Origin of the sequence: Bradyrhizobium sp. C-145 (genome assembly GCF_023375135.1) — a bacterium.
GTDB classification, from domain to species: domain Bacteria; phylum Pseudomonadota; class Alphaproteobacteria; order Rhizobiales; family Xanthobacteraceae; genus Bradyrhizobium; species Bradyrhizobium zhanjiangense.
In genome coordinates this window covers 3,900,345-3,921,162 of record NZ_CP088150.1, presented here as the reverse complement: position 1 = coordinate 3,921,162, position 20,818 = coordinate 3,900,345, and the positions used below count along the sequence as shown (strand labels likewise).

Here is a 20,818-nt window from a genome sequence, read left to right as displayed (position 1 = left end):
TGACGCGGCGGAGCGGCGGAACATCAATGTCATCGAAACGTCATCGCTCTAACACATGCTCCCGCCGGTTTTGCGCGTAAGTCGCAAATTGGGGTGAACTGGATGGATCGACTTCTCATGGACTCAGCGCAAGCCCTTGAAATCAAAGAAAAAGCTCCGGAAACCGAGGGCCTGCCGGCGATCGCTTCCAGCCCCGAGCGATTCATCAACCGCGAGCTGTCCTGGCTGCATTTCAATCGCCGCGTCCTGGAGGAATCGGTCAATCCCAGCCACCCCATGCTGGAGCGGGTACGATTCCTGTCGATTTCAGCGAATAACCTCGACGAGTTCTTCATGGTCCGCGTGGCCGGCATCAAGGCCCAGGTGCGCGAGGGCATTGCCGAGCGCGCCCCCGATGGCCTGACGCCGTCGGAGCAGCTCGCGCTGATCAACCGCACCGTCTCCGAGCTTGCCTCCGACCAGCAGGCGATCTGGCGCGACCTGCGCGGCACGCTCGCCGATGTCGGCATCGTGCTGGTTGAGGGCAAGGACGTCACCAAGGCGGAGCGGACCTGGATCGAGGACTACTTCCTCAACAACGTGTTCCCGCTGCTGACGCCGCTCGCAATCGATCCGGCCCACCCTTTCCCGTTCATTCCAAGCCTCGGCTTCACCATCGCGCTCCAGCTCACGCGCGCCGCCGACGGCAAGCAGATGAACGCGCTGATCCGCATGCCCGGCAAGATCGATCGCTTCATCCGCCTACCAGCCGAGGGCAAGGCCGTCCGGCTGATTTCGCTGGAACAGGCGACCGCCCTGTTCATCAACCGCCTCTTCCCCGGATACAATTTGCACGGCCAGGGCGCCTTCCGAATCATCCGCGACTCCGAGCTCGAAATCGAGGAAGAGGCGGAAGACTTGGTCCGCCTGTTCGAGACCGCGCTGAAGCGTCGCCGCCGCGGCTCCGTGATCCGGCTCGAGATCGACGCCAAAATGCCCGAGGAATTGCGGAGCTTCGTGCAGCACGCATTGTCGGCCGCCGATGACGAGGTGTTCCTGGTCGACGGCGTGCTCGCCATGAACGAGCTTTCGCAGCTCACCCGCATCGACCGTCCCGACCTCGAATTCACCCCTTACGTGCCGCGCCATCCCGAGCGGGTGCGCGAGCATGCCGGCGACATCTTCGCTGCGATCCGGCAGAAGGACCTCATTGTCCATCACCCCTACGAATCCTTCGACGTGGTGGTGCAGTTCCTGCAGCAGGCCGCGCGCGACCCAGATGTTGTCGCGATCAAGCAGACGCTCTACCGCACCTCGCAGAACTCACCGATCGTGCGTGCACTGGCCGAGGCCGCCGAGGCCGGCAAGTCGGTCACCGCGCTGATCGAGCTGAAGGCGCGATTCGACGAAGAGGCCAACATCCGCTGGGCACGCGACCTCGAACGCGCCGGCGTGCAAGTCGTCTACGGCTTCCTCGAACTGAAGACGCATGCAAAGCTCTCGATGGTGGTGCGCCGCGAGGGCGGCAGCCTCACGACCTACGTCCATACCGGCACCGGCAACTATCACTCGGTGACCGCGCGCATCTACACCGACCTCTCCTACTTCACCTCGGATCCGACCATCGGCCGAGACGCGGCGCGCGTGTTCAATTTCATCACTGGCTATGCCGCGCCGAGCGATCTGGAGAAGATGGCGGTGTCGCCATTGACCTTGCGCAAGCGCATCATCGAGCACATCCAGGGCGAGACCGCGCATGCACGGCACGGCCGGCACGGCGCGGTCTGGATGAAGATGAATGCGCTTGTCGACCCCGACATCATCGACGCGCTCTACGAGGCCTCGCAAGCCGGCGTCCAGGTCGAGTTGGTGGTGCGCGGCATCTGCTGCCTCAGGCCCGGAATTCCCGGCCTGTCGGAGAACATCCGCGTCAAGTCGATCATCGGACGCTTCCTGGAACACGGCCGAATCTACTGCTTCGGCATGGGCCAGGGCCTGCCGAGTGCGAAAGCGGCTGTGTATATCTCCTCGGCCGACATGATGCCGCGCAACCTCGACCGCCGCGTCGAGGTGCTGTGTCCGCTGCAAAATCCCACTGTGCATCAGCAGGTTCTCGAACAGATCATGGTCGCGAATCTGAAGGACAATGAGCAGAGCTGGCAATTGTTGCCGGACGGGTCCTCAACGCGTATGAAGGCCGCGAAGGGCGAGGAGCCTTTCAACGTCCACAACTACTTCATGACAAATCCGAGTCTCTCTGGCCGTGGAAAGTCGCTCAAAGAATCCTCGCCGCGCCGTCTCACGCGCCGGAACGAACGTCACCAATCCTGATCCCGGATTCTCGACGTGAAGCAGCCGCGTAAGCGCGGCGCGAGCGTCGCAGTCATCGACATCGGTTCCAACTCGGTCCGCCTCGTCGTCTACGAGGCGCTGGCGCGCAGCCTCATTCCAATCTTCAACGAGAAGACGCTGTGCGGCCTCGGACGCGAGGTGCAGAGCACGGGCCTGCTCGCGCCCGACGCCGTCGACAAGGCGCTGACTTCCCTCAAGCGTTTTCGCGCGCTGTGCCGCGTGATGCAGGTCGGGCGCGTATTCGCGATTGCGACCGCCGCCTGCCGCGATGCCTCCAACGGCCCCGACTTCATCGCGAAGGCCGAGCGCATCTGCGCCGTGAAGATCGAGATCCTGTCGGGCCAGCGCGAAGCGCGGCTGTCGGCGCTCGGCGTGATCTCCGGCATCCATCATCCCGACGGCATCGTCGGCGATCTCGGCGGCGGCTCACTCGAGCTGATCGACGTGCGCGGAAACAGCGTGCGCAGCGGCGTGACGCTGCCGCTCGGTGGCCTCGCGCTCCAGGACCTCGCGCACAAATCGCTCAAGCGCGCCGACCGCATCGTGCGCGATGCGCTCGACGAGGTGCCGCAGCTTTCCGCGGGCAGCGGCCGCACCTTCTACGCGGTCGGCGGCACCTGGCGCGCGCTCGCGCGCATCCACATCATCCAGAGCGGCTATCCGCTCCAGGTGATGCACGGCTATTCGATTCCGGCGGCCGAGGCGCTCGACTTCTCGCGGCGTCTGCGCCGGCTTGCGGCCGCCGACATGCTGGCCGACATCGAGATCGTCGCTGATGCGCGCCGCCCGCTCCTCACCTATGCGGCACTGGTGCTCGAGCACATCATTCGGGTGGCGAAGCCGAAAACCATCGTGTTCTCGACCTTCGGCGTGCGCGAGGGCCTGCTGCACGAGAAGCTGCCGGATTCCGAACGCAACGAGGACGGGCTGATCTGCGCCGCAGAGGAGCTAAACCAGCTGCTGTCGCGTTCGGCGAAGCACGCCCGCGAGCTGATCGCCTGGACCGACCGCCTCGCGCGCGTCGTGAAGCTGCGCGAGACCGAAGCGGACCGCCGCCTGCGCCACACCGCGTGCTTGCTCTCCGACATCGGCTGGCGCGTGCATCCTGATCATCGTGGCGAGCAGACGCTGAGCCTCGTCGTCAACGGCAATTTCGGCGCAATCACCCATACCGAGCGCGCCTTCGTCGGCCTGTCGGTGTTCTATCGCTACGCGGGCCTGAGCGAGGAAAACCAGCCGCCGGCCACCATGCAGAGCCTGCTGACGCCGGCGCAGCTCGAACGTGCACGCCTCTTGGGAGCAGCGTTCCGCGTCGCGCACCTGATCTCGGCGGCGCGGCCGGGTGTGCTGCCCGCCACGCATTTCCGCAATCAAGGCCGCAAGCTGATGCTGGTGTTCGAGCACCGCCTCGTCGATCTCGTCGCCGACCGCGTCGGCAGCCGCTTCCGCCAACTCGCCCGCCTGATCAACCGCGCCGGCTCGATCGTGCGGCGGTGAGGCACGCGAGATCAAACGCGGATAGTTGCCGGTCCGCACCGACCTCTACTTCGCGACGAAGCGGCTTCCGTTCCAGCGCAATGTCCGGCTGCGTCCTTTCACATCCATGAGTTCGACGAAAGCCTGATTGTTGGCAGACGACAGGCGGACGTCGTAGGCGTGCACGGCGAGCACCCGACGGTATCGACCGGCTGTCGCGACATACACCTGGTGCAGGCAGCCCGCGGAATTGCAGAGAACGACGCCGCTGCGGCAGCGAAAATCGTCGAAATGCAGAGCGACGAACTCGGCGCCTGGCACGGTCAAATAGAGAGCAAAATGTTGAGCGGCAGCTATTGAGCCCCCGCAGGCAGCATCCCATTTCCACACGTCTGCGCGGATTTCGGCTGGGAGCATGTCGAGGTGCGCGGGGCTCCAGGGATCTTGCGCGGTCCCGCTATGGGCAAGCGCTGGCTGCGCAAGAGCAACCGAGGCAATGACAGCGCTTAGCAGCGTGCAAGTGAGTTTGCTCAAGTTCACGACTATGCTCCTGGCGATCAGCACCTGCGATCGATTCCGGCCCTTCAAAATATGCTCGGCAGTCAAGCCGCGCTTGATGCACATCAACTCACTGGGTTCGCGCTGGCGGTAGCAAGCTACAACACGCGGCGTTTCGGGCCATATCCATCATGCAATTCCACCATTGGATATTCCTTCCGAGCCTTGCTCGGAGCGCGTGTGCCCGCGCTCTCCTGGCGCTTGCACTGAGCTTGTGGTCTTCGGCGCCGAACGCCCAGGACGAGCTGAAGCTGAGCGATGCGCAGGCGCGGAATCTCGGCGTGCGCGTGACCCACCCGGTCGCGATCCGAACCGATCTGACGCTGCCCTACCCCGTCCAGATCGTCATCCCCACGCAGCAAATGTGGGTCGTCAGCGCGCCCGTGGCCGGCATGGTCGCCAATCTCCTCGTCGGGCGCGGTGACCGCGCCTCTGCCGGTCAGCCGCTGGTCACCCTGGAAAGTCCAAGTTTCGTCTCTCAGCAACGCGACTATTTGCACGCGATCGCACAGGAGCTTCTCGCCAGCCAGCAGCTCAAGCGGAACATCGATCTGTTCGAGGGCAAGGCCGTGCCGCAGCGTGTGCTGGAAGCCAGCCAGACCGAAGCGCGCCAAGCCGCTCTCGTGGTCGCCGAGCGGCGACAGATGCTGCATCTGAGCGGGATGTCCGACGATGCCATTTCTCGGCTAGCCCAGGAAGCGGCAATCAGCGCGACGCTCACGGTCAACGCACCGCAAACCGCATCCGTGGTCGAGATCACGGTATCGCCAGGGCAGCGGCTGGAACAATCTGCGCCGCTCGTCAAGCTGGCGCGACTCTCACCGCTCTGGGCGGAGATCGCGGTTCCTGCAGCCAATATTCGAGCAATCCGCACCGGCGCGAAAGTCGAGATCGAGGGCTATCCTACCCCCGGCAAGGTCGTGCTGGTCTCCGAAACCATCGACCCTGCCACTCAGACCATTTTGGTTCGCGCGGAAATCCCTAACGACGGAGAGCTGCATCCCGGTCAGACCGCCGCTGCCCGCATCGGCTTTCTCTCCGCCGGCGAAAGCGCGTGGGAGATTCCCTACTCTGGGCTGGTGCGGCGGGGCGAACAGACCTCGGTGTTCGCTGCCATAGCCGGCGGCTTCCGGCTGGTCCCGGTCAAGCTGGTTGCGGAAGATCAGGACCATGTGGTGGTGTCCGGTCCCATCACGGACCAGGACCAGATCGCGATCGGCGGTATCTCGGCGCTTCGCGGCATTCTCTCGGGACTGGGGCAATAGATGCTCCGGCGCCTGGTCGCGTTCGCGCTTTCGCAGCGACTGTTCGTCCTGCTGAGTGTGTTGCTGTTGGTCGGTGCCGGCGGCGTCCTCCTGCACGGCCTGCCGATCGACGCGTTTCCCGACGTCTCACCGGTTCAGGTCAAGATCATCATGAAGGCGCCGGGCCTGACGCCCGAAGAGGTCGAGCAACACATCACGGTCCCCGTCGAGCTCGAACTGCTTGGATTGCCGAACAAGAAGGTCCTTCGTTCGACCACGAAATATGCACTGGCCGACATTACCGTCGATTTCGAGGACGGTACTGACATCTACTGGGCGCGCAACCAGGTATCGGAGCGGCTATCGAACATCGCGCGTGTTTTCCCAGACGGGGTGAGCGGAGGTCTTGCGCCGATCACGAGCCCCCTCGGCGAGATGTTCATGTTCACGATCGACAGTCCCGAGCTTTCGCTCGCCGAGCGCCGGACTTTGCTTGATTGGGTGATCCGTCCCGCGCTGCGGACGGTCACCGGCGTTGCGGACGTCAATGCGCTCGGCGGCTACGTCCGCGCCTTCGAGATCGTGCCGCGGAATGATGCGCTCGCCGCGCGCGGCATTTCCTACGACCTGTTTCGCCGCGCCATCGAAGCCAACAGTCGCAATGACGGCGCCGGACGGGTGAACCAGGGCGAGGACAGCTCCTTGGTTCGGATCGAGGGCAGCATCCGATCGATCGAGGACATCAAGGCCATCGTCGTCGACACCCGCGAGGGCGTGCCGATCCTGGTCAACGACGTGGCGAGCGTCAAAGTCGGGACGCTGACCCGCTATGGCGCAGTCACGTCGGACGGCAGCGGCGAGACCGTCGAGGGGCTCGTCCTCGGCTTGCGCGGTGCCGACGCGGGTCAGCTCGTCCGCGACGTACGTGCCCGGCTCGCCGAGTTGCAACCCTCACTGCCGAAAAGCGTCTCCATCAACGTGTTTTACGACCGCAGCCGCCTGGTCAACCGCGCCGTCGGTACCGTGGTGCGAGCGCTCGGCGAGGCCACCGCCCTCGTCATCGTTCTCCTGCTGCTTTTCCTCGGCAACTGGCGGGCCTCGCTGGTGATCGCGCTCACCCTGCCGATGGCCATCGTCATCTCATTGATCGTCATGCGCGTGGCGGGGATGTCGGCCAACCTGATGAGCCTCGGCGGACTTGCGATCGCGATCGGCATGTTGATCGACGCGCTGGTCGTCGTGGTCGAGAACATCGTCGGCAACCTCGGCAAGCACGAACCGAGCAAAGCTGCTCCGCTGATCCACCTGGTGTACCGTTCAGTTGGCGAAGTCCTGGAACCGGTCGCCTCAGGCGTCCTCATCATCATCATCGTGTTCATACCCCTGCTGACGCTGCAGGGATTGGAGGGGAAGCTATTCATCCCGGTCGCGCTGGCCATCATCTTCGCACTCGCCGGTTCACTGCTGCTGGCGCTCACCGTGGTCCCGGTCATGGCTTCCTATGTGCTGACGTCCGCCTCACATCGCGACCCCATTCTGGTCCGTGCGGCGCAACGGGTCTACGCGCCTGCATTGAACTGGGCCCTGAAGAACGAGCGCAAGGTGATGGCTGCAGCACTGATCGGCCTGCTCGCTGCGGGATTCGCCTATACCAAGCTCGGCAAGACCTTCATGCCAACGATGGACGAAGGCGACGTCATTGTGAGCATAGAGACGTTGCCTTCCGTCAACCTCGACGAGTCGCTTGCGATGAATGCGCGGCTCCAGAAAGCACTTCTGGCCGTGCCGGACATTGCCGGCATCGTCGCGCGGACCGGGTCGGACGAGCTTGGCCTCGATCCCATGGGACCTAACCAGACCGACACGTTCCTCGTGCTCAAGCCGGCCGCCGAGAGGCAGACCGGCAATCGGGAAGCCCTGCTGCAGAAGCTCCGCGAGGTTCTGACCGGCTTTCCCGGCATCTCGCTCAGCTTTACCCAACCCATCGACATGCGCGTGCAGGAGATGATCAGCGGCGTGCGTGGCGACGTCGCAGTCAAGATCTTCGGCCCCGACATCGCCAGGCTGAACGAAGCCGCGGCCAAGCTGTCTGCCATCCTGTCCAGCATCGACGGTGCCGAGGACGTCTACAACACGCTGAACGAAGGCGCTCAATATTACACGGTTGCGGTCAATCGCATGGAGGCCGGCCGCCTCGGCCTGACCGTGGATTCCATCGTCAACTCGCTCCGTACCCAGATCGAGGGCCGAACGATCGGGACCGCGCTCGAGGAAGGACGCCGCACACCGATTCTCGTCCGCGGCAGCGAGACGACCCGGGAGGCGCCGACGCTGCTGGCAAGCCTGCCGCTGACGCTCGCTTCCGGACAGCATGTCGCGCTGTCGCAGGTCGCGCGAATCCAACGCGTGGATGGGCCGGTGAAGATCGACCGCGAAGATGGCGCGCGCATGAGTGTCGTTCGTGCCAACATCCGCGGCCGCGACATGGTCGGTTTCGTCGAAGCGGCCCGCCAGAAGGTTGCGGCCGAACTTCCGCTCCCGAACGGCTACCGGCTGACGTGGGGCGGCCAGTTCGAGAACCAGCAACGCGCCGCCGCACGCCTGTCCATCGTGGTCCCGGTCGCGATCTGTCTCATCTTCCTGCTGCTCTTCACCACATTCGGCGCCATTGGGCAGGCCTTGCTGGTGCTGATCAACATTCCCTTCTCCCTGATCGGGGGCGTCTTCGCCCTGGTCCTGACGGGTGAGTACCTCTCGGTGCCGGCCTCGGTCGGATTCATCGCGCTGCTCGGCATCGCCGTCCTCAATGGCATCGTCCTGGTGTCTTACTTCAATCAACTCCGCTCCCATGGCCTCAGCGAGGATCGTATCGTCGTCGAGGGTGCCATGCGCAGGCTTCGACCGGTGCTGATGACCGCGAGCATCACGGCGCTTGGCTTGATCCCGCTTCTGTTCGCGTCCGGGCCAGGGTCCGAAGTGCAGCGACCGCTTGCGGTCGTCGTGATCGGAGGGCTGTTGTCCTCCACCCTGCTCACTCTGATTCTCCTGCCGATCCTGTATCGCCGCTATGCAACGTCGAAGAGGGCGAAATGACCGATCAGCCCTTCTGTCTCATACTGATTGTGCCGCGTCAGCTCCGCGACGAGGTGCTCGACTATCTCACCGAACAGAGCGACCTCGTTTCGGGCTTCACGGCATCGGACGGAGCCGGTCACGGCGCAGACGTTCGATTGCAGACGGCCGCCGAACGCGTAAAGGGCCATGCCGATCAGACCGCCGTGCAGATGATCCTGGCAGAGAGAAACGCCAGCAGCTTGCTCGACCGGCTGCAAGTTTCATTTGCCGGAACCAAACTCGTCTATTGGACGATGCCCGTGACGGAATTCGGCACGATCGATTGAAACCACCTCAAAAATCGGTCGACATCGACAATAGCAGGGTTCGCGGCGTGCCTTGCGCCAACGCGGAGAAGCTCGCCACGCCAGCCCAGTAATTGGTATCGAACACGTTCTGGACCAGGGCCCGGAGCGTGACGGGTCGGTTGTTGATGCGCGTGGTGTAGCGCGCACCTAGATCGAGCCTGGTCCAGGCCGGAATAACTTGCGTGTTTGCCCCATCCAGATATTGGTGCCCGGTATAGATGGTGTTTGCGACCAGCGTCAGTCCGGGTGCGAACGGCGTGTCCCATTCGGCGGACAGATTGGCTTGCACCTGAGGCACACCGATCGGCGTCTTGCCGAGATTGGCTAACGTGCTCGTCTTTGTCAGCTCCGCGTCGATCAACGTCACGCCGCCAAGCACGCGAATGCCCGGCTGCACTTCTCCGAACACGGTGAATTCCACGCCGCGATTGCGCTGTTCGGCGTCGGCCCGAAAGACGTTGTCGGCCCCCAGCTGTGCCGACGGCTTGGTGATCTCGAACAGGCTGATCGTGGTCGCGAGCATGCCGAAATCGATCTTGACGCCTGCTTCCTTCTGCTTGCTGAAATACGGCGCAAGGACTTCTCCTTCATTGCTCGTCTTCGCCGGTGCGATGTCGCCTTTGCTGAGCCCTTCGATGTAGTTGGCGTACAGCGAAACGTTGCTCCAGGGCCTGACGACCACGCCGACCATCGGCGTGAGCGCCGTCTGGTCGTAGGCGGACGTAACGGCGCCCGTGCTGGTGTTGTAGTTGTTCGACTTGACGCCCTGTTGCCTGACGCCCACGGTCAGCTGAAGGCGCTCCTGGAAAATCGACATGGTGTCGGCCAGCGCAAGGCCGGTCAGCTCGGTATCCGACAGCTTCGGTACAGTCGCGGGAGCCGGAACGAGCTGCTCGGGACGAGCGATCGGCGCATAGATGTTGGACAACACCGGCGTCCCGGACACAGAGCCGCGCGAGATCTGATCCGTGTAGTAGCTGCCCTGGAAGGTCACGGCGTGACTGATCGCGGCTGTTTCGAGCCGGGCACGCACACCGGCATCGGCCACGTTCCTGTCGATATCAAATTTGAAATGCCCCGGCGCCGAAGTGGTGTTGCCTGCCGCGTTCAGGATCGTCGGCGTCCCAAACAGACGATCGACCTGGGTCCTGCCGCCACCGCCGTCGGCGAACACCGTCACGGAGTCCGTCACATCGTATTCGGCGCGCCCCAGCAGCGAGTTGTCGTGAACTTTGGCCCATTCCCAAGACTGCGTGACATTGCGCCGCCCGACCGGCGCTGTCGGAACCGCGACGCCTGTTGCGACCAGAAACGGCCTCGTGGGCGCGTCGAACTTTTCCTCCTGATCGATGAAGTCGAGCGAAGCTCTGAACTTCTCGCCGCGATAGTCGAACGCCGCGGCGCCGACATGCGCCTCCCGGGTCTGGTTGTCCAGCGGTGTATCGCCATTGTGATAGCTGCTGTTGACGCGAATGCCGAATTCGCGGTTCTCGCCGAACCGGCGGCTTACGTCGAGATGCGTGCCGAGCTGGGTATTTGTCGCGTAGTCGGTCGTGACCCGGGTGAGATCGACATCCCCAGCACGCTTTGGAACGATGTTGATGGTGCCCCCGACGCTGCTGTTTGGCGCCATGCCGTAAAGCAACGCTGTCGGGCCTTTGATGATTTCGATGCGCTCGACGTAATCGGTGAACACCCGGTAGTTCGGTGCAACGCCATAGACGCCATTGAAGGCAATTTCTCCGACATTCCCCTCCCCGATCGGAAAGCCGCGGATGAAGAAGGAGTCGAGAATGCCACCGGTCTGACCGGTAAAACGGACCGAAGGGTCGTTGCTGACGACGTCAGCGACCGTGGTGGCCTGTTGATCTTCAATCTTCTTCGCCGTGTAGCTCGTGATGTTGAACGGCGTATCCATGAAATCCTTGTTGCCCAGCAAGCCGACCTGGCCGCCGCGGGCGACTTGCCCGCCCGCGTAGGACGGCGGAAGTGCGCCCGGCCTCGCAGCCGTGGGGGTTGCTTCCGCTTGCAACTTGGCCCGCTCGTTCGCAGGCGCGCTACGGCCAGCCCTTCGGCCTGGATTGGAGCGTGGACGTGCGCGCGGCTTCGGCGCATCTGCGGTGACGGTCACCGCCGGCAACGTGCTTCCCCGCTCCGTCTCCGGCACAGCGCTTTGCGCGTCGGTGCCGTGCAGAATGCCGTCGCTGAACAAGGCAATGGAGACCACGGAGACCGCGAAGGCTCTCGGGCTGGAGCACATCAGAAATGTTTTGATGCTAGCGGCAAGAACAGCAACAGGACGGCAAATCACTCTCGACGGCATCGCACCAGCTTCCGATTTCATGAACATGAACGTCGGAGGGACGTGCCGTGGGAACCTTCGTTGAGTCAACGAAAGCACTCTTTATTTTCAATAGTTTATAATAAGACAACCTCTAAATCGCGCGTCGGCTGCGAAGGAAGAGTCACCGCACGCAACGCCCAAGCGCGCTGCGTACTACCGCGCAGCGTAAGGCCTGCTGCGAACACAATGCGCGCGGTTGTACGAACGCGATGATGGAAACTCGGCTCATGCGCTGAGCCGATCGGTGCTCACCTCTCATCGCTGGAGGGAAAAGCAAGACCGATCAGAGCGTCGAAGTTACTTTGCCGAGGCCTTGGCGTGCCCCTCGGAGGATTCGAGCGCGGCCGCGCTCAGGCTGCGCCGGCGCCAGATGGCGCCGACGACCAGCACGACAACGACGCCGAGCGCGGCGCAGAAATATTCGCCGCCTCCGCCGCCATGGGCGAACTGCGGCGGGATGCGAAGTGCGCCGAGCACGCTGTCCAGCGAGGCGCCGAGCGGGCCGTCGAACAGCATGTGCAGCTTCGGTGCGACGCCGGGATCGGTCGCAATCACCTCGCCCGCGATCCAGCCGAGCAGCGCCGCGCCGGCCCAGACCAGGACCGGCAGCTTTGCGAGCAGCGCCATGATCAGCGCGGCACCAGCGACGATCAGCGGCACGCTGATGGCGAGGCCAAGGATCAACAGCGGTACGCTGCCATTGGCGGCAGCAGCCACCGCAATGACGTTGTCCAGGCTCATGACGATGTCGGCGACCACGACGATCTGGACAGCCTGCAACAGATGCGAGGCGGACTCGACGTCATCCTCGTCCTCGTTTTCGGGCACCAGCAGTTTTGCCGCGATCACGATCAGCGCGAGACCGCCGACGAGCTTCAGGTAGGGCAGCCCCATCAGGCTCGCGACGATGCCGGTGAAGATGATCCGCAGTATCACCGCGGCGCCCGCGCCGAAGATCATGCCCCACAGCCGGTGCCGCGGCTTGAGGCCGCGGCAGGCGAGCGCAATCACCAGCGCGTTGTCGCCGGAGAGCAGGATGTTGATCCAGATGATCTTGCCGACCGCGATCCAGAAGGTCGGTTCAGCCATCTCGTTGCGAAACTGGGTGAAGAACGCCCCGATCGTCGCGGGATCGAAGATCTGCCAGAGCCAGTTCACAATACGTCCTTTCGCCCCGTCGTCCTAACTTATCGGCTGATGGATCAGCCGACGATCTCGTTGCCCGAGAAAAACTGCGCGATCTCGATTACAGCCGTCTCCGGCGCATCCGAGCCGTGCACCGAATTCTCGCCGATCGATTTGGCATAGAGCTTGCGGACGGTGCCCTCGGCAGCCTTGGCCGGATCGGTCGCACCCATCACCTCGCGGTACTTGGCGATCGCGCCCTCGCCTTCCAGCACCTGCACCACGACCGGACCCGAGGTCATGAAGTCGACGAGTTCGCCGAAGAACGGGCGCGCCTTGTGGACTGCATAGAAGGTCTCGGCCTGGTCCTTGGTCATGCGGATGCGCTTCTGCGCGACGATGCGCAGGCCCGCCTTCTCGATCACGGCGTTGACCGCGCCGGTCAGGTTACGCTCGGTCGCGTCGGGCTTGATGATCGAGAAAGTGCGTTCGATGGCCATAAGTCTTGTCCTTGGAAGGAATGCGGTGGTTCGGAGTTGCCGGGCTTATATCGGCGCCTTTGCCGGACGGCAAGCGACCGCCGAGGCGGCCGCATGGGCGCTTCGCCGCAGGCGTCGTAACCCGCGATTTCAGCTGATTACAACGATTTCACCCAGATGAACCGATCCTGAAACCCCCGTCAGGGTTCGGTTCAGCTTCGCGGGCGTAAGGTCAGGCCCATCGAAACCCAAGCCTGATTGTGAGGCAGACCGTTTCGGCGGCCTTTCCATCGACGCGACAGGCCCGCGCCGGCAGTTTTGAGGAGATCACCATGTTGAGGAAACTTTCGCTTGCCGCCGTTGCTGCGGTCGCGCTCGGTGCTGCGCTGGCGCCGACCTCCGCCTCCGCTCACTGGCATGGCGGCTGGCACGGCGGAGGCTGGCACGGAGGCGGCTGGCACCACGGCTGGGGCGGACCGCGCTTCTATGTCGGCGGCCCCGTCTCCTACGGTTATGGCGGCTGCTATGTGCGCCGGCTGGTCCCGACCCCCTGGGGACCCCGCTGGCGGCTGATCAACCGCTGCTACTGAGCCCGACAGCACCTTCCAAAGCACCTTCCTGACAAAAGGGGTCCTATGCCCCCCAAGGCCCCCTTCAGGAGAGGCCCCGGCGTTCCCCCCCCCCGCCGGGGCCTCTTGTTTGGGCGGACATGGGGCGATTCATACAACTTTGACGAGAATTTCAGACATTCCCCGCAAGCAGCGAAACCATTTTGGGGGCAATGACTTGGTACCGTGTCTTTACTTTAAGAGCATGGAACCTCGCGATGGCTGGGCCCTTTGCCAATGACAGCGTACAGATCGACCGGCGCACCAGCCGCTCGATTTGCGATGCCGTGGGCGAGCGGCTTCAGCAGAATCTGCGCCCCGATCCTCACCTCCCGACGCACCTCGAGCAGCTGCTCAACGAATTGAAGCAGCGCGAGCGCGAATCGCACTGACCTGCGCATGATCCGGAAAAGTGTGAAGCGGTTTTCCGACAGGATCATTCTCGAGCGATAACCACGGAAAAACGGGTTGCGTTCGTCGCGCCTTGCGGTGACAAGGCCGCATGCTGTCCATCACCGATCTCTCCATCCGCCTCGCCGGACGCCTTCTGATTGACCAGAGTTCCGTGCAGATCACGCCCGGCTCGCGCGTTGGTCTGGTCGGACGCAACGGCACCGGCAAGTCGACCCTGTTCAAGGTGATCCGCGGCGAGCTCGCGACCGAGCACGGCTCGGTGACGCTGCCGCCGCGCTGGCGCGTCGGCAGTCTCGCGCAAGAGGCCCCGAACGGCCCCGAAAGCCTGATCTCCGTCGTGCTTAAGGCCGACCTCGAACGCGAGGCGCTGCTCGCCGAGGCCGAGCACGCGACCGATCCGCACCGGATCGCCGAGATCCAGACCCGGCTCGTCGACATCGACGCGCATTCGGCGCCGAGCCGTGCGGCCGCGATCCTCTCCGGCCTCGGCTTCTCCGCCGCCGATCAGCTCCGCCCCTGTGCCGAATTCTCCGGCGGCTGGCGCATGCGCGTCGCGCTCGCCGCGACGCTGTTCGCAGCTCCGGACCTGTTGCTGCTCGACGAGCCCACCAACTATCTCGATCTCGAAGGCACGCTGTGGCTGGAGGATCACCTCGCGCATTATCCGCGCACGGTGATCGTGATCAGCCACGACCGCGACCTCCTGGAAAGCTCGGTCGACCAGATCCTGCATCTGGAGCGCGGCAAGCTCACGCTCTACAAGGGCACCTATTCCTCCTTCGAGGAGCAGCGCGCCGCGCGCGAATTGCTCGATGCCAAGCAGGTCAAGCGCCAGGAGGCCGAACGCGCGCGGCTGCAGGCCTTCGTCGATCGCTTCAAGGCCAAGGCCTCCAAGGCGCGCCAGGCGCAATCCCGCGTCAAGATGCTGGAGCGGCTGAAGCCGATCACCGCGCTGGTCACCGAGGACGTGCGCGAGATCAGCTTTCCGGCACCGGAAAAAATCCTGTCGCCGCCGATCATCGCCGTCGACAATGCTTCGGTCGGCTACGATCCGGCAACGCCTGTGCTGAACCGCATCACCCTGCGCATCGACAATGACGACCGCATCGCGCTACTCGGCGCCAACGGCAACGGCAAGTCGACGCTGGTCAAGCTGCTGGCCGGACGCCTCGCGTCGTTCTCCGGCAAGGTGACCCGCGCGGACAAGCTGTCGATCGCCTATTTCGCCCAGCACCAGCTCGACGAGCTGAACGAGGACGCGTCCGCCTACGATCACGTGCGCAAGCTGATGGGCGATGCGCCCGAAGCCAAGGTGCGGGCCCGCGCCGGCGCGATCGGCTTCTCCGGCAAGGCCGCCGACACCAAAGCCGGAAAATTGTCGGGCGGCGAGAAGGCGCGGCTGCTGTTGGGCCTTGCGACCTTCTTCGGCCCCAACATGATCATTTTGGACGAGCCGACCAACCATCTCGACATCGACAGCCGCGCCGCGCTTGCCGAGGCGATCAACGAATTTCCCGGCGCTGTGATCATGGTCTCGCATGACCGCTACTTGATCGAGGCCTGCGCCGAACGGCTCTGGATCGTCGCCGATCGCACCGTGACCAATTACGACGGCGACCTCGACGAGTACCGCCGCCTGGTGCTGTCCGCGCGCAACGCCGAAGCCCCACGCGAGCGCAGTCCCGCAAACGAAAAGCCGCAGCGCCCGAAGTCGGACAATCGCGGCTCGCTGAAGAAGCGCATCGCGGAAGCCGAAGCCGAGATCGCCCGCGTCAGCGAGATCATCACCAAGATCGACACGGCCCTCGCCCTGCCCGACATCTTCACCCGCGATCCCAAGCAGGCCGCGCAACTGTCAAAGGCGCGCGCCAATGCCGCCGATGCGCTGGCGCGTGCGGAAGAGCAATGGCTGGAGGCGAGCACGCAGTTCGACGAGGCGGCGGGTTGACCCTCCCGACGCGATTGGCTGCATCAAAACCGGCAAAACAACCCCATGCACAGTACCGGTATTAAAGCACCTTGCCCTTAGCGATTGAATCAAATTTCCTTTTGTGAGGTCGATTGGCAAGCCAATTGCGGCGTTGCCGGCGCAAATGCCGGCAGGGCTTCGACCCGCAAGCACCTCCCTGAAGAGGACCAGCGCCTCCGGGAAAGCGGCACTCAGAGGACTCGCCGGGCAGCGAGCCACCCAGCATCATGAGCGTGAGATAGACCGACGAGCGATCCTGGAGACCGCTGCCGAGACGCGTCGCCGTCGTTACGCCAAGAAGGCATTGAGCTGCTCGAGGAGCAACTCAGGTGCTTCTTCCGGCAGATAATGGCCGCAAGGCAGGCTTCCGCCTCGCACGTCCTTGGCCTTGGCGCGCCATGTGTCGAGTACGTCGTAGCTCGACCCGACAACTCCCTTGCCGCCCCACAGCACGAGCAGCGGGCAACCGATTCGCTTGTCGGAATCCGCCTCATCGTGGATCAGGTCGATGCCGGCAGCGGCGCGATAATCCTCGCAGACGGCATGCAGCGTCTCGCGGGTGTAGCACCGGCGATACTCTTCGAGTGCAACCGGGTCGATGGCGCCCGGCGTCTTGTTCTGCTTGTTGATATGGGTCTGCAGATAGAATTCGAGATTGTTGCCGATCAAGGTTTCCGGAAGCGGCGCCGGCTGAATCAGAAAGAACCACCACATATATCGCGTAGCGAACTCCTTGTTCACCTTGGCGTACATCGTCGCGGTTGGCGCGATGTCGAGCAGGACCGCGCTGGAGACGGTGTCCGGATGATCGAGCATCAGACGATGCAGAACGCGCCCGCCGCGATCGTGGCCGACAGCCTGGAAGCGGTCAAAACCGAGCGCGCGCATCACTTCGACCTGATCCCGCGCCATCTCCCGCTTGGAATATGCGATACTGTCCTTGCCGCCGTCGGGCTTGCTCGAGTCGCCGTAGCCGCGCAGATCGGTCAGCACCACGGTAAAGCGCTCCGCGAGCTTGGGGGCGATCTTGTGCCAGCACGCCAATGTCTGCGGGTGTCCGTGCAGCAACAGCAGCGGCGGCCCCTCGCCCTTCACGAGCGCGTTGATCTCGGCCCCGCTGGTCTTCAGGCGCTTCTGTCGAAACCCCGGTAGCAACTTTTGCAGCGCGCTGGTCGTCACGGCATTATTCTCCTGAGCGAAAGTACCCGGCGCCAATATGGCCGAACCGAGGGCACCGGTTGTCAACGCGATCGACATCAGATGGCGGCGCGTCAACCCGGTCTCTGATCGATCGGAGCATGATTCAATCTGTTCGAATTCGAGCATTGAGATCTCCCCTGGAACATTCGTCCTGCGCGAAGGCCGCGGCCCGTATCAGGACAGCGACTTCATCAAGAGTGTCGCGATCACGATCATGATCGCGCCGCCGACGCGGGTGGCGATCTGGGCGAACGCCATCAGGCCCATGCGATCCGCGGCGCCAAGAATGGCGACGTCGCCGGTGCCCCCGAGGCCCGAGTGGCAGGCGGTGACGATCGCCGCCTCCACCGGATACATGTTCAGCCACTTGCCGACGAAGAAACCTGACACGATCATCGCCAGCACCGTGGTCGTGCAGATCATGATGTAGCCTGGATTGAAGGAGGCAACGAGCTGCTGCCATGAGACCAGCAATGTCCCCATCGCCACCAGGATCGCGAAAGTAAGGTTGGTCGACATGAACTTGTTGATCTGATAGGCGCCGAGCTCCATCTCGGCCGGTAGCAACCTGGTCAGCTTCAATGCCACTGCGGCGATGATCATCATGATCGGCCCGGGGATGCCGGTGAGCGGCGCCAAAATCATGCCGAGCACGAATAAGCCGCACGACAGCACTATGCCGGCACCGAGCAGTCCGAGATCGATCGGCTGGTCCGGCCGCGCTTCGCCGAGAATGTCGTCGTCTCCGGTTTTGACCAGCATCCCTCTGCCATTGAGGTCGGCCCGCATCTCGCCAAGGCGCGCCAGCAGGCCCGCGCTGACGATCGCGACGACGTTTCCGAGCAGCGCCGCTGGGACCATCTGGGCCACAAGCTCAGCTTGCGACCGATGCAGCATCTCGGAATAAGCGATGGACAGCGGCAGGACACCTTCCGCAAGACCGCCGCCGACGATGGGGATGATGACAAAGAAGAACGTGTCCTTCGGGCTGTGGCCGAACAGAAGCCCGACGGCGATGCCGGCGGTGACGGCCGCGATCGTGCCGATCAGGAGCGGAACGAACATCCGAATGAAGCCCTGAACCAGCACCCGATAGGACATGCCGAGGATCGAGCCTGCGACGAGGCAGGCGATGAAGAAATACTGAAAGTTGGCGGTTCGGAACGTGGTCGTGATCGCCTTCAAGGCGGCTTCTGGCATCAGGCCGTAGCTCACCAGGGCCGACGGCACGAATAGACACAGGATCGCGGTGCCGCCGATCTGCTTCAGCACCGGAATGGTCTGGCCGAGCTTGCCCAGCAGGAAACCGAGCAGCATCAGGACCGAAAGGCCGCCGATCACGTCGTTCGGCAGCTTGCCGGAATAGACGGCGGCGGCGCAGACGAGCGCGGCGGCGACGTAGATGCCGATCGGCAACGGGCCGACCTTGAGACGGGCCAGATGTGTTGCAGCAACGGCGCCAGGCGCTTCGGCCGGGCGATATGTTGTGTCTACCAAAGCTTCCTCCGCTGTTTGTCGTTTTGTCGTTGGCGCGCGGATTCGAGCCGCGCAAGGTCGTGCAGGTCAGACGATCCAGGGGTTCTCCGCCCGATGCCGCGCCTCGAAGGCGCGTATGTCGTCGGCGAAGACGAGCGTGGAGGCGATGAAATCGCGGCCGGTCAGGAAGGCCTCTTTCCTGTCCGGCTCGATGTCGAACCCGATCGAGCGGCGACCGCGATCGAACCGGATCGATTGCGCAGCAAGGTCGATCGTGACGTCATTGCGCGAGCTGTCGGCCACGACGCGGACGAGCTCCGCCACCACATCGGCATCGAGCGAGATCGTCAGCAGACCGTTGTTGGCGCAATTGTCGTTGAAGATGCCGGCGAAGCTGGTGCCGATCAGCGCGCGAATGCCGAGCTGCTGCAGTCCCCAGACCGCGTGCTCGCGGCTCGACCCGCAGCCGAAATTCGGGCCGACGACGAGAAAGTTGGCGTCGCGATAGCCTTCCCGATTGAGGATGAAGTCGGCGTTGGGCTTACCGCCGCTGAAGCGCAGCAGGTTGAAGGCGCCCTCGCCCAAGCCGCTGCGGTCCACGCCCTTGAGGAACATTTTTGGCATGATGACGTCGGTGTCGACATTGGGCGCCATCATGGGCGCAGCCACGCCCGTGACCTGACCGAACGGAATCATTGGCGTGCTCCTGCCAAGAGAGAACGCACATCCGTGATGCGTCCGGTGACGGCTGCCGCGGCCACCATGGCCGGGCTCATCAGGTGCGTGCGCGCGCCCGGTCCCTGGCGGCCTTCGAAGTTGCGGTTGGTCGAGGACGCGCAACGCTGTCCGGGCTTGAGCACATCGTCGTTCATCGCAAGGCACATCGAGCAGCCGGACTGCCGCCATTCGACGCCGGCCTCGGTGAACATCTTTGCGAGGCCCTCCGCCTCGGCCTGGGCCCTGACCTGGGTCGAGCCCGGCACCACGATCGCACGCACGCCATCGGCGACCCGGCGGCCGCGAAAGATCTCGGCCGCATCGCGCAGATCCTCGATCCGCGCGTTCGTGCAGGACCCGATGAAAGCGAAGTCGATCGGAACGGATTGAATGGGCAGGCCGGGCGTGAGGCCCATATAGTCCAGGGCGCGCCTCGCGGCCGCCTCGCGCTCGGGCGCAGCCTGCTGTCCAGGATCGGGAATGGTCTCAGTGACGGCGATCGCCTGGTCGGGACTGGTGCCCCAGGTCACGACCGGCGCGACTTCGGAAACCTCGAGCGCGATCTCGCGATCGAACCGAGCGTCGGGATCCGAAGCCAGGATCAGCCAGCTCCTGGCCGCCTGCTCCCACATCTCGCCCTTCGGCGCGCGCGGACGTCCCTTCAGATAATCCAGCACCTTTTGATCCGGCGCGATCACGACGCCGCGCGCACCCGCCTCGACGATCATGATCGAGATCACGATCCTGCCCTCGACGCTCATGTTGGAGACGACGGGACCGCTGAACTCCACGGCATATCCGGTCGCACCATCGGCACCGATCCGCCGGATCACCTCCATTACAATGTCCTTGGGCGTCACGCCGAGCGGCGCCTCCCCCGTCAGGTGGATGCGCATCGTCTTGAGCCGGCGATAGCGTACCGTCGACGTCGCGAGATAGTGCTCGATGTCGGATGTCCCGATACCGTAGCCGAGGGCACCGAACGCGCCATAGGCGGTGCTGTGACTGTCGCCGGCCGCGATCACCATGCCTGGCATGACGAGCCCCTGCTCCGGAGCAACAACATGCTCGATGCCCTGCCGGGGATCGAGGATATCAAAATATTCGATGCCGAAATCCCTGGCGTTCTCGGCGAAGTAATCGACCTGCCGCGCCGCGCCTCGGTCCGGCATCGCTCGGGTGCGCTGAGCCGCGGTCGGGTTGACGTGATCGACGACCATCAGCGCGGCCTTCGGATTCCAGACCTTGCGCCCAGCCGCGCGCAGCCCGGCGAAGGCTTGAGGACTGGTGTATTCGTTGAGCACGGTGCGGTCGACATAGAGCAACACGAGACCGCTATCATCGAGATTGCGGACGACATGGGCGTCGACCAGCTTGTCGTACAGCGTGCGCGCGGCCATCGCGCTTTCCTCCCAGAGAAGACTTGCTGCACCGTGCCGCCCACGACACTGGAAA

General features: G+C 63.8%; 16 protein-coding genes. 8 read left to right on the top strand and 8 right to left on the bottom strand.

The features are described 5' to 3' along the window. Positions 1 to 117: 117 nt before the first annotated feature. Positions 118 to 2,310: an RNA degradosome polyphosphate kinase gene (locus tag LRP30_RS18125; RefSeq protein WP_164939732.1), complete on the top strand. Its 2,193-nt coding sequence runs from the start codon at positions 118 to 120 to the stop codon at positions 2,308 to 2,310. Positions 2,311 to 2,325: 15 nt separating this feature from the next. Beyond that, positions 2,326 to 3,828, top strand: coding sequence for an exopolyphosphatase (gene ppx, locus LRP30_RS18120; protein ID WP_128934243.1), 1,503 nt, complete (start codon positions 2,326 to 2,328; stop codon positions 3,826 to 3,828). A gap of 45 nt (positions 3,829 to 3,873) precedes the next feature. Here the strand turns inward: ppx and LRP30_RS18115 are convergent, their stop codons facing one another. Beyond that, positions 3,874 to 4,431, bottom strand: coding sequence for a hypothetical protein (locus LRP30_RS18115; protein WP_249761242.1), 558 nt, complete (start codon positions 4,429 to 4,431; stop codon positions 3,874 to 3,876). Between the two features lie 65 nt (positions 4,432 to 4,496). Between LRP30_RS18115 and LRP30_RS18110 the strand changes: the two genes are divergently transcribed. From LRP30_RS18110 to LRP30_RS18100, 3 genes are read left to right on the top strand one after another with little or no spacing between them, the layout of a single operon-like run. Next, entirely contained in the window at positions 4,497 to 5,630 is a 1,134-nt protein-coding gene (locus LRP30_RS18110) for an efflux RND transporter periplasmic adaptor subunit (RefSeq protein WP_249761241.1), read from the top strand. Beyond that, complete coding sequence (locus tag LRP30_RS18105) at positions 5,631 to 8,702, top strand: CusA/CzcA family heavy metal efflux RND transporter (RefSeq protein ID WP_249761240.1); 3,072 nt, start codon at positions 5,631 to 5,633, stop codon at positions 8,700 to 8,702. Continuing rightward, a complete protein-coding gene (locus LRP30_RS18100; RefSeq protein WP_249761239.1) occupies positions 8,699 to 9,010 on the top strand; it encodes a DUF3240 family protein in 312 nt (103 codons plus the stop codon). The genes LRP30_RS18105 and LRP30_RS18100 overlap by 4 nt, the downstream gene beginning before the upstream one ends. Positions 9,011 to 9,017: 7 nt before the next feature. Here LRP30_RS18100 and LRP30_RS18095 read toward each other — a convergent pair whose 3' ends face one another. From LRP30_RS18095 to ndk, 3 genes are all read right to left on the bottom strand, one after another. Next, entirely contained in the window at positions 9,018 to 10,949 is a 1,932-nt protein-coding gene (locus LRP30_RS18095; protein ID WP_249761783.1) for a TonB-dependent siderophore receptor, read from the bottom strand. Positions 10,950 to 11,672: 723 nt separating this feature from the next. Beyond that, positions 11,673 to 12,533 (bottom strand): TerC family protein, encoded by an 861-nt coding sequence (locus LRP30_RS18090; RefSeq protein ID WP_249761238.1) that lies wholly within the window; start codon positions 12,531 to 12,533, stop codon positions 11,673 to 11,675. 44 nt (positions 12,534 to 12,577) lie between these two features. Continuing rightward, entirely contained in the window at positions 12,578 to 13,000 is a 423-nt protein-coding gene (gene ndk / locus LRP30_RS18085; RefSeq protein WP_128934245.1) for a nucleoside-diphosphate kinase, read from the bottom strand. A 311-nt stretch (positions 13,001 to 13,311) separates the two neighbouring features. Here ndk and LRP30_RS18080 point away from each other — a divergent pair, with 311 nt between their 5' ends. From LRP30_RS18080 to LRP30_RS18070, 3 genes are all read left to right on the top strand, one after another. Next, positions 13,312 to 13,569, top strand: a complete 258-nt coding sequence (locus tag LRP30_RS18080; protein WP_091893003.1) for a sulfur globule protein precursor — start codon at positions 13,312 to 13,314, stop codon at positions 13,567 to 13,569. A 236-nt stretch (positions 13,570 to 13,805) separates the two neighbouring features. Further along, positions 13,806 to 13,979 carry a hypothetical protein gene (locus LRP30_RS18075; protein WP_164939730.1) on the top strand — a complete coding sequence of 58 codons (174 nt, stop codon included), beginning with the start codon at positions 13,806 to 13,808 and terminating at the stop codon, positions 13,977 to 13,979. 110 nt (positions 13,980 to 14,089) lie between these two features. Continuing rightward, complete coding sequence (locus LRP30_RS18070; protein ID WP_249761237.1) at positions 14,090 to 15,949, top strand: ABC-F family ATP-binding cassette domain-containing protein; 1,860 nt, start codon at positions 14,090 to 14,092, stop codon at positions 15,947 to 15,949. A 309-nt stretch (positions 15,950 to 16,258) separates the two neighbouring features. Here LRP30_RS18070 and LRP30_RS18065 read toward each other — a convergent pair whose 3' ends face one another. The 4 genes from LRP30_RS18065 to leuC all read right to left on the bottom strand — a co-directional run bounded on the left by LRP30_RS18065 (position 16,259) and on the right by leuC (position 20,763). Continuing rightward, the gene (locus tag LRP30_RS18065; protein ID WP_249761236.1) at positions 16,259 to 17,149 is read right to left on the bottom strand and encodes an alpha/beta hydrolase; all 891 of its coding nucleotides are present in this window, start codon (positions 17,147 to 17,149) and stop codon (positions 16,259 to 16,261) included. 195 nt (positions 17,150 to 17,344) lie between these two features. Next, positions 17,345 to 18,667, bottom strand: a complete 1,323-nt coding sequence (locus LRP30_RS18060) for a 2-hydroxycarboxylate transporter family protein (RefSeq protein WP_249761235.1) — start codon at positions 18,665 to 18,667, stop codon at positions 17,345 to 17,347. 66 nt (positions 18,668 to 18,733) lie between these two features. Further along, a complete protein-coding gene (leuD, locus tag LRP30_RS18055) occupies positions 18,734 to 19,342 on the bottom strand; it encodes a 3-isopropylmalate dehydratase small subunit (protein ID WP_249761234.1) in 609 nt (202 codons plus the stop codon). After that, complete coding sequence (leuC, locus tag LRP30_RS18050; protein ID WP_249761233.1) at positions 19,339 to 20,763, bottom strand: 3-isopropylmalate dehydratase large subunit; 1,425 nt, start codon at positions 20,761 to 20,763, stop codon at positions 19,339 to 19,341. Before leuC ends, leuD begins: the two co-directional genes overlap by 4 nt. Positions 20,764 to 20,818: the final 55 nt, after the last annotated feature.

Excerpts from the sequence above, each read along its gene's own strand:
- LRP30_RS18070 (WP_249761237.1), top strand. The coding sequence starts at position 14,090 with ATGCTGTCCATCACCGATCTCTCCATCCGCCTCGCCGGACGCCTTCTG.
- LRP30_RS18115 (WP_249761242.1), bottom strand. The coding sequence starts at position 4,431 with ATGTGCATCAAGCGCGGCTTGACTGCCGAGCATATTTTGAAGGGCCGG.
- LRP30_RS18125 (WP_164939732.1), top strand. The coding sequence starts at position 118 with ATGGACTCAGCGCAAGCCCTTGAAATCAAAGAAAAAGCTCCGGAAACC.
- LRP30_RS18095 (WP_249761783.1), bottom strand. The coding sequence starts at position 10,949 with ATGGATACGCCGTTCAACATCACGAGCTACACGGCGAAGAAGATTGAA.
- LRP30_RS18075 (WP_164939730.1), top strand. The coding sequence starts at position 13,806 with ATGGCTGGGCCCTTTGCCAATGACAGCGTACAGATCGACCGGCGCACC.
- leuC (WP_249761233.1), bottom strand. The coding sequence starts at position 20,763 with ATGGCCGCGCGCACGCTGTACGACAAGCTGGTCGACGCCCATGTCGTC.
- leuD (WP_249761234.1), bottom strand. The coding sequence starts at position 19,342 with ATGATTCCGTTCGGTCAGGTCACGGGCGTGGCTGCGCCCATGATGGCG.
- ndk (WP_128934245.1), bottom strand. The coding sequence starts at position 13,000 with ATGGCCATCGAACGCACTTTCTCGATCATCAAGCCCGACGCGACCGAG.
- LRP30_RS18100 (WP_249761239.1), top strand. The coding sequence starts at position 8,699 with ATGACCGATCAGCCCTTCTGTCTCATACTGATTGTGCCGCGTCAGCTC.
- LRP30_RS18105 (WP_249761240.1), top strand. The coding sequence starts at position 5,631 with ATGCTCCGGCGCCTGGTCGCGTTCGCGCTTTCGCAGCGACTGTTCGTC.
- LRP30_RS18110 (WP_249761241.1), top strand. The coding sequence starts at position 4,497 with ATGCAATTCCACCATTGGATATTCCTTCCGAGCCTTGCTCGGAGCGCG.
- LRP30_RS18080 (WP_091893003.1), top strand. The coding sequence starts at position 13,312 with ATGTTGAGGAAACTTTCGCTTGCCGCCGTTGCTGCGGTCGCGCTCGGT.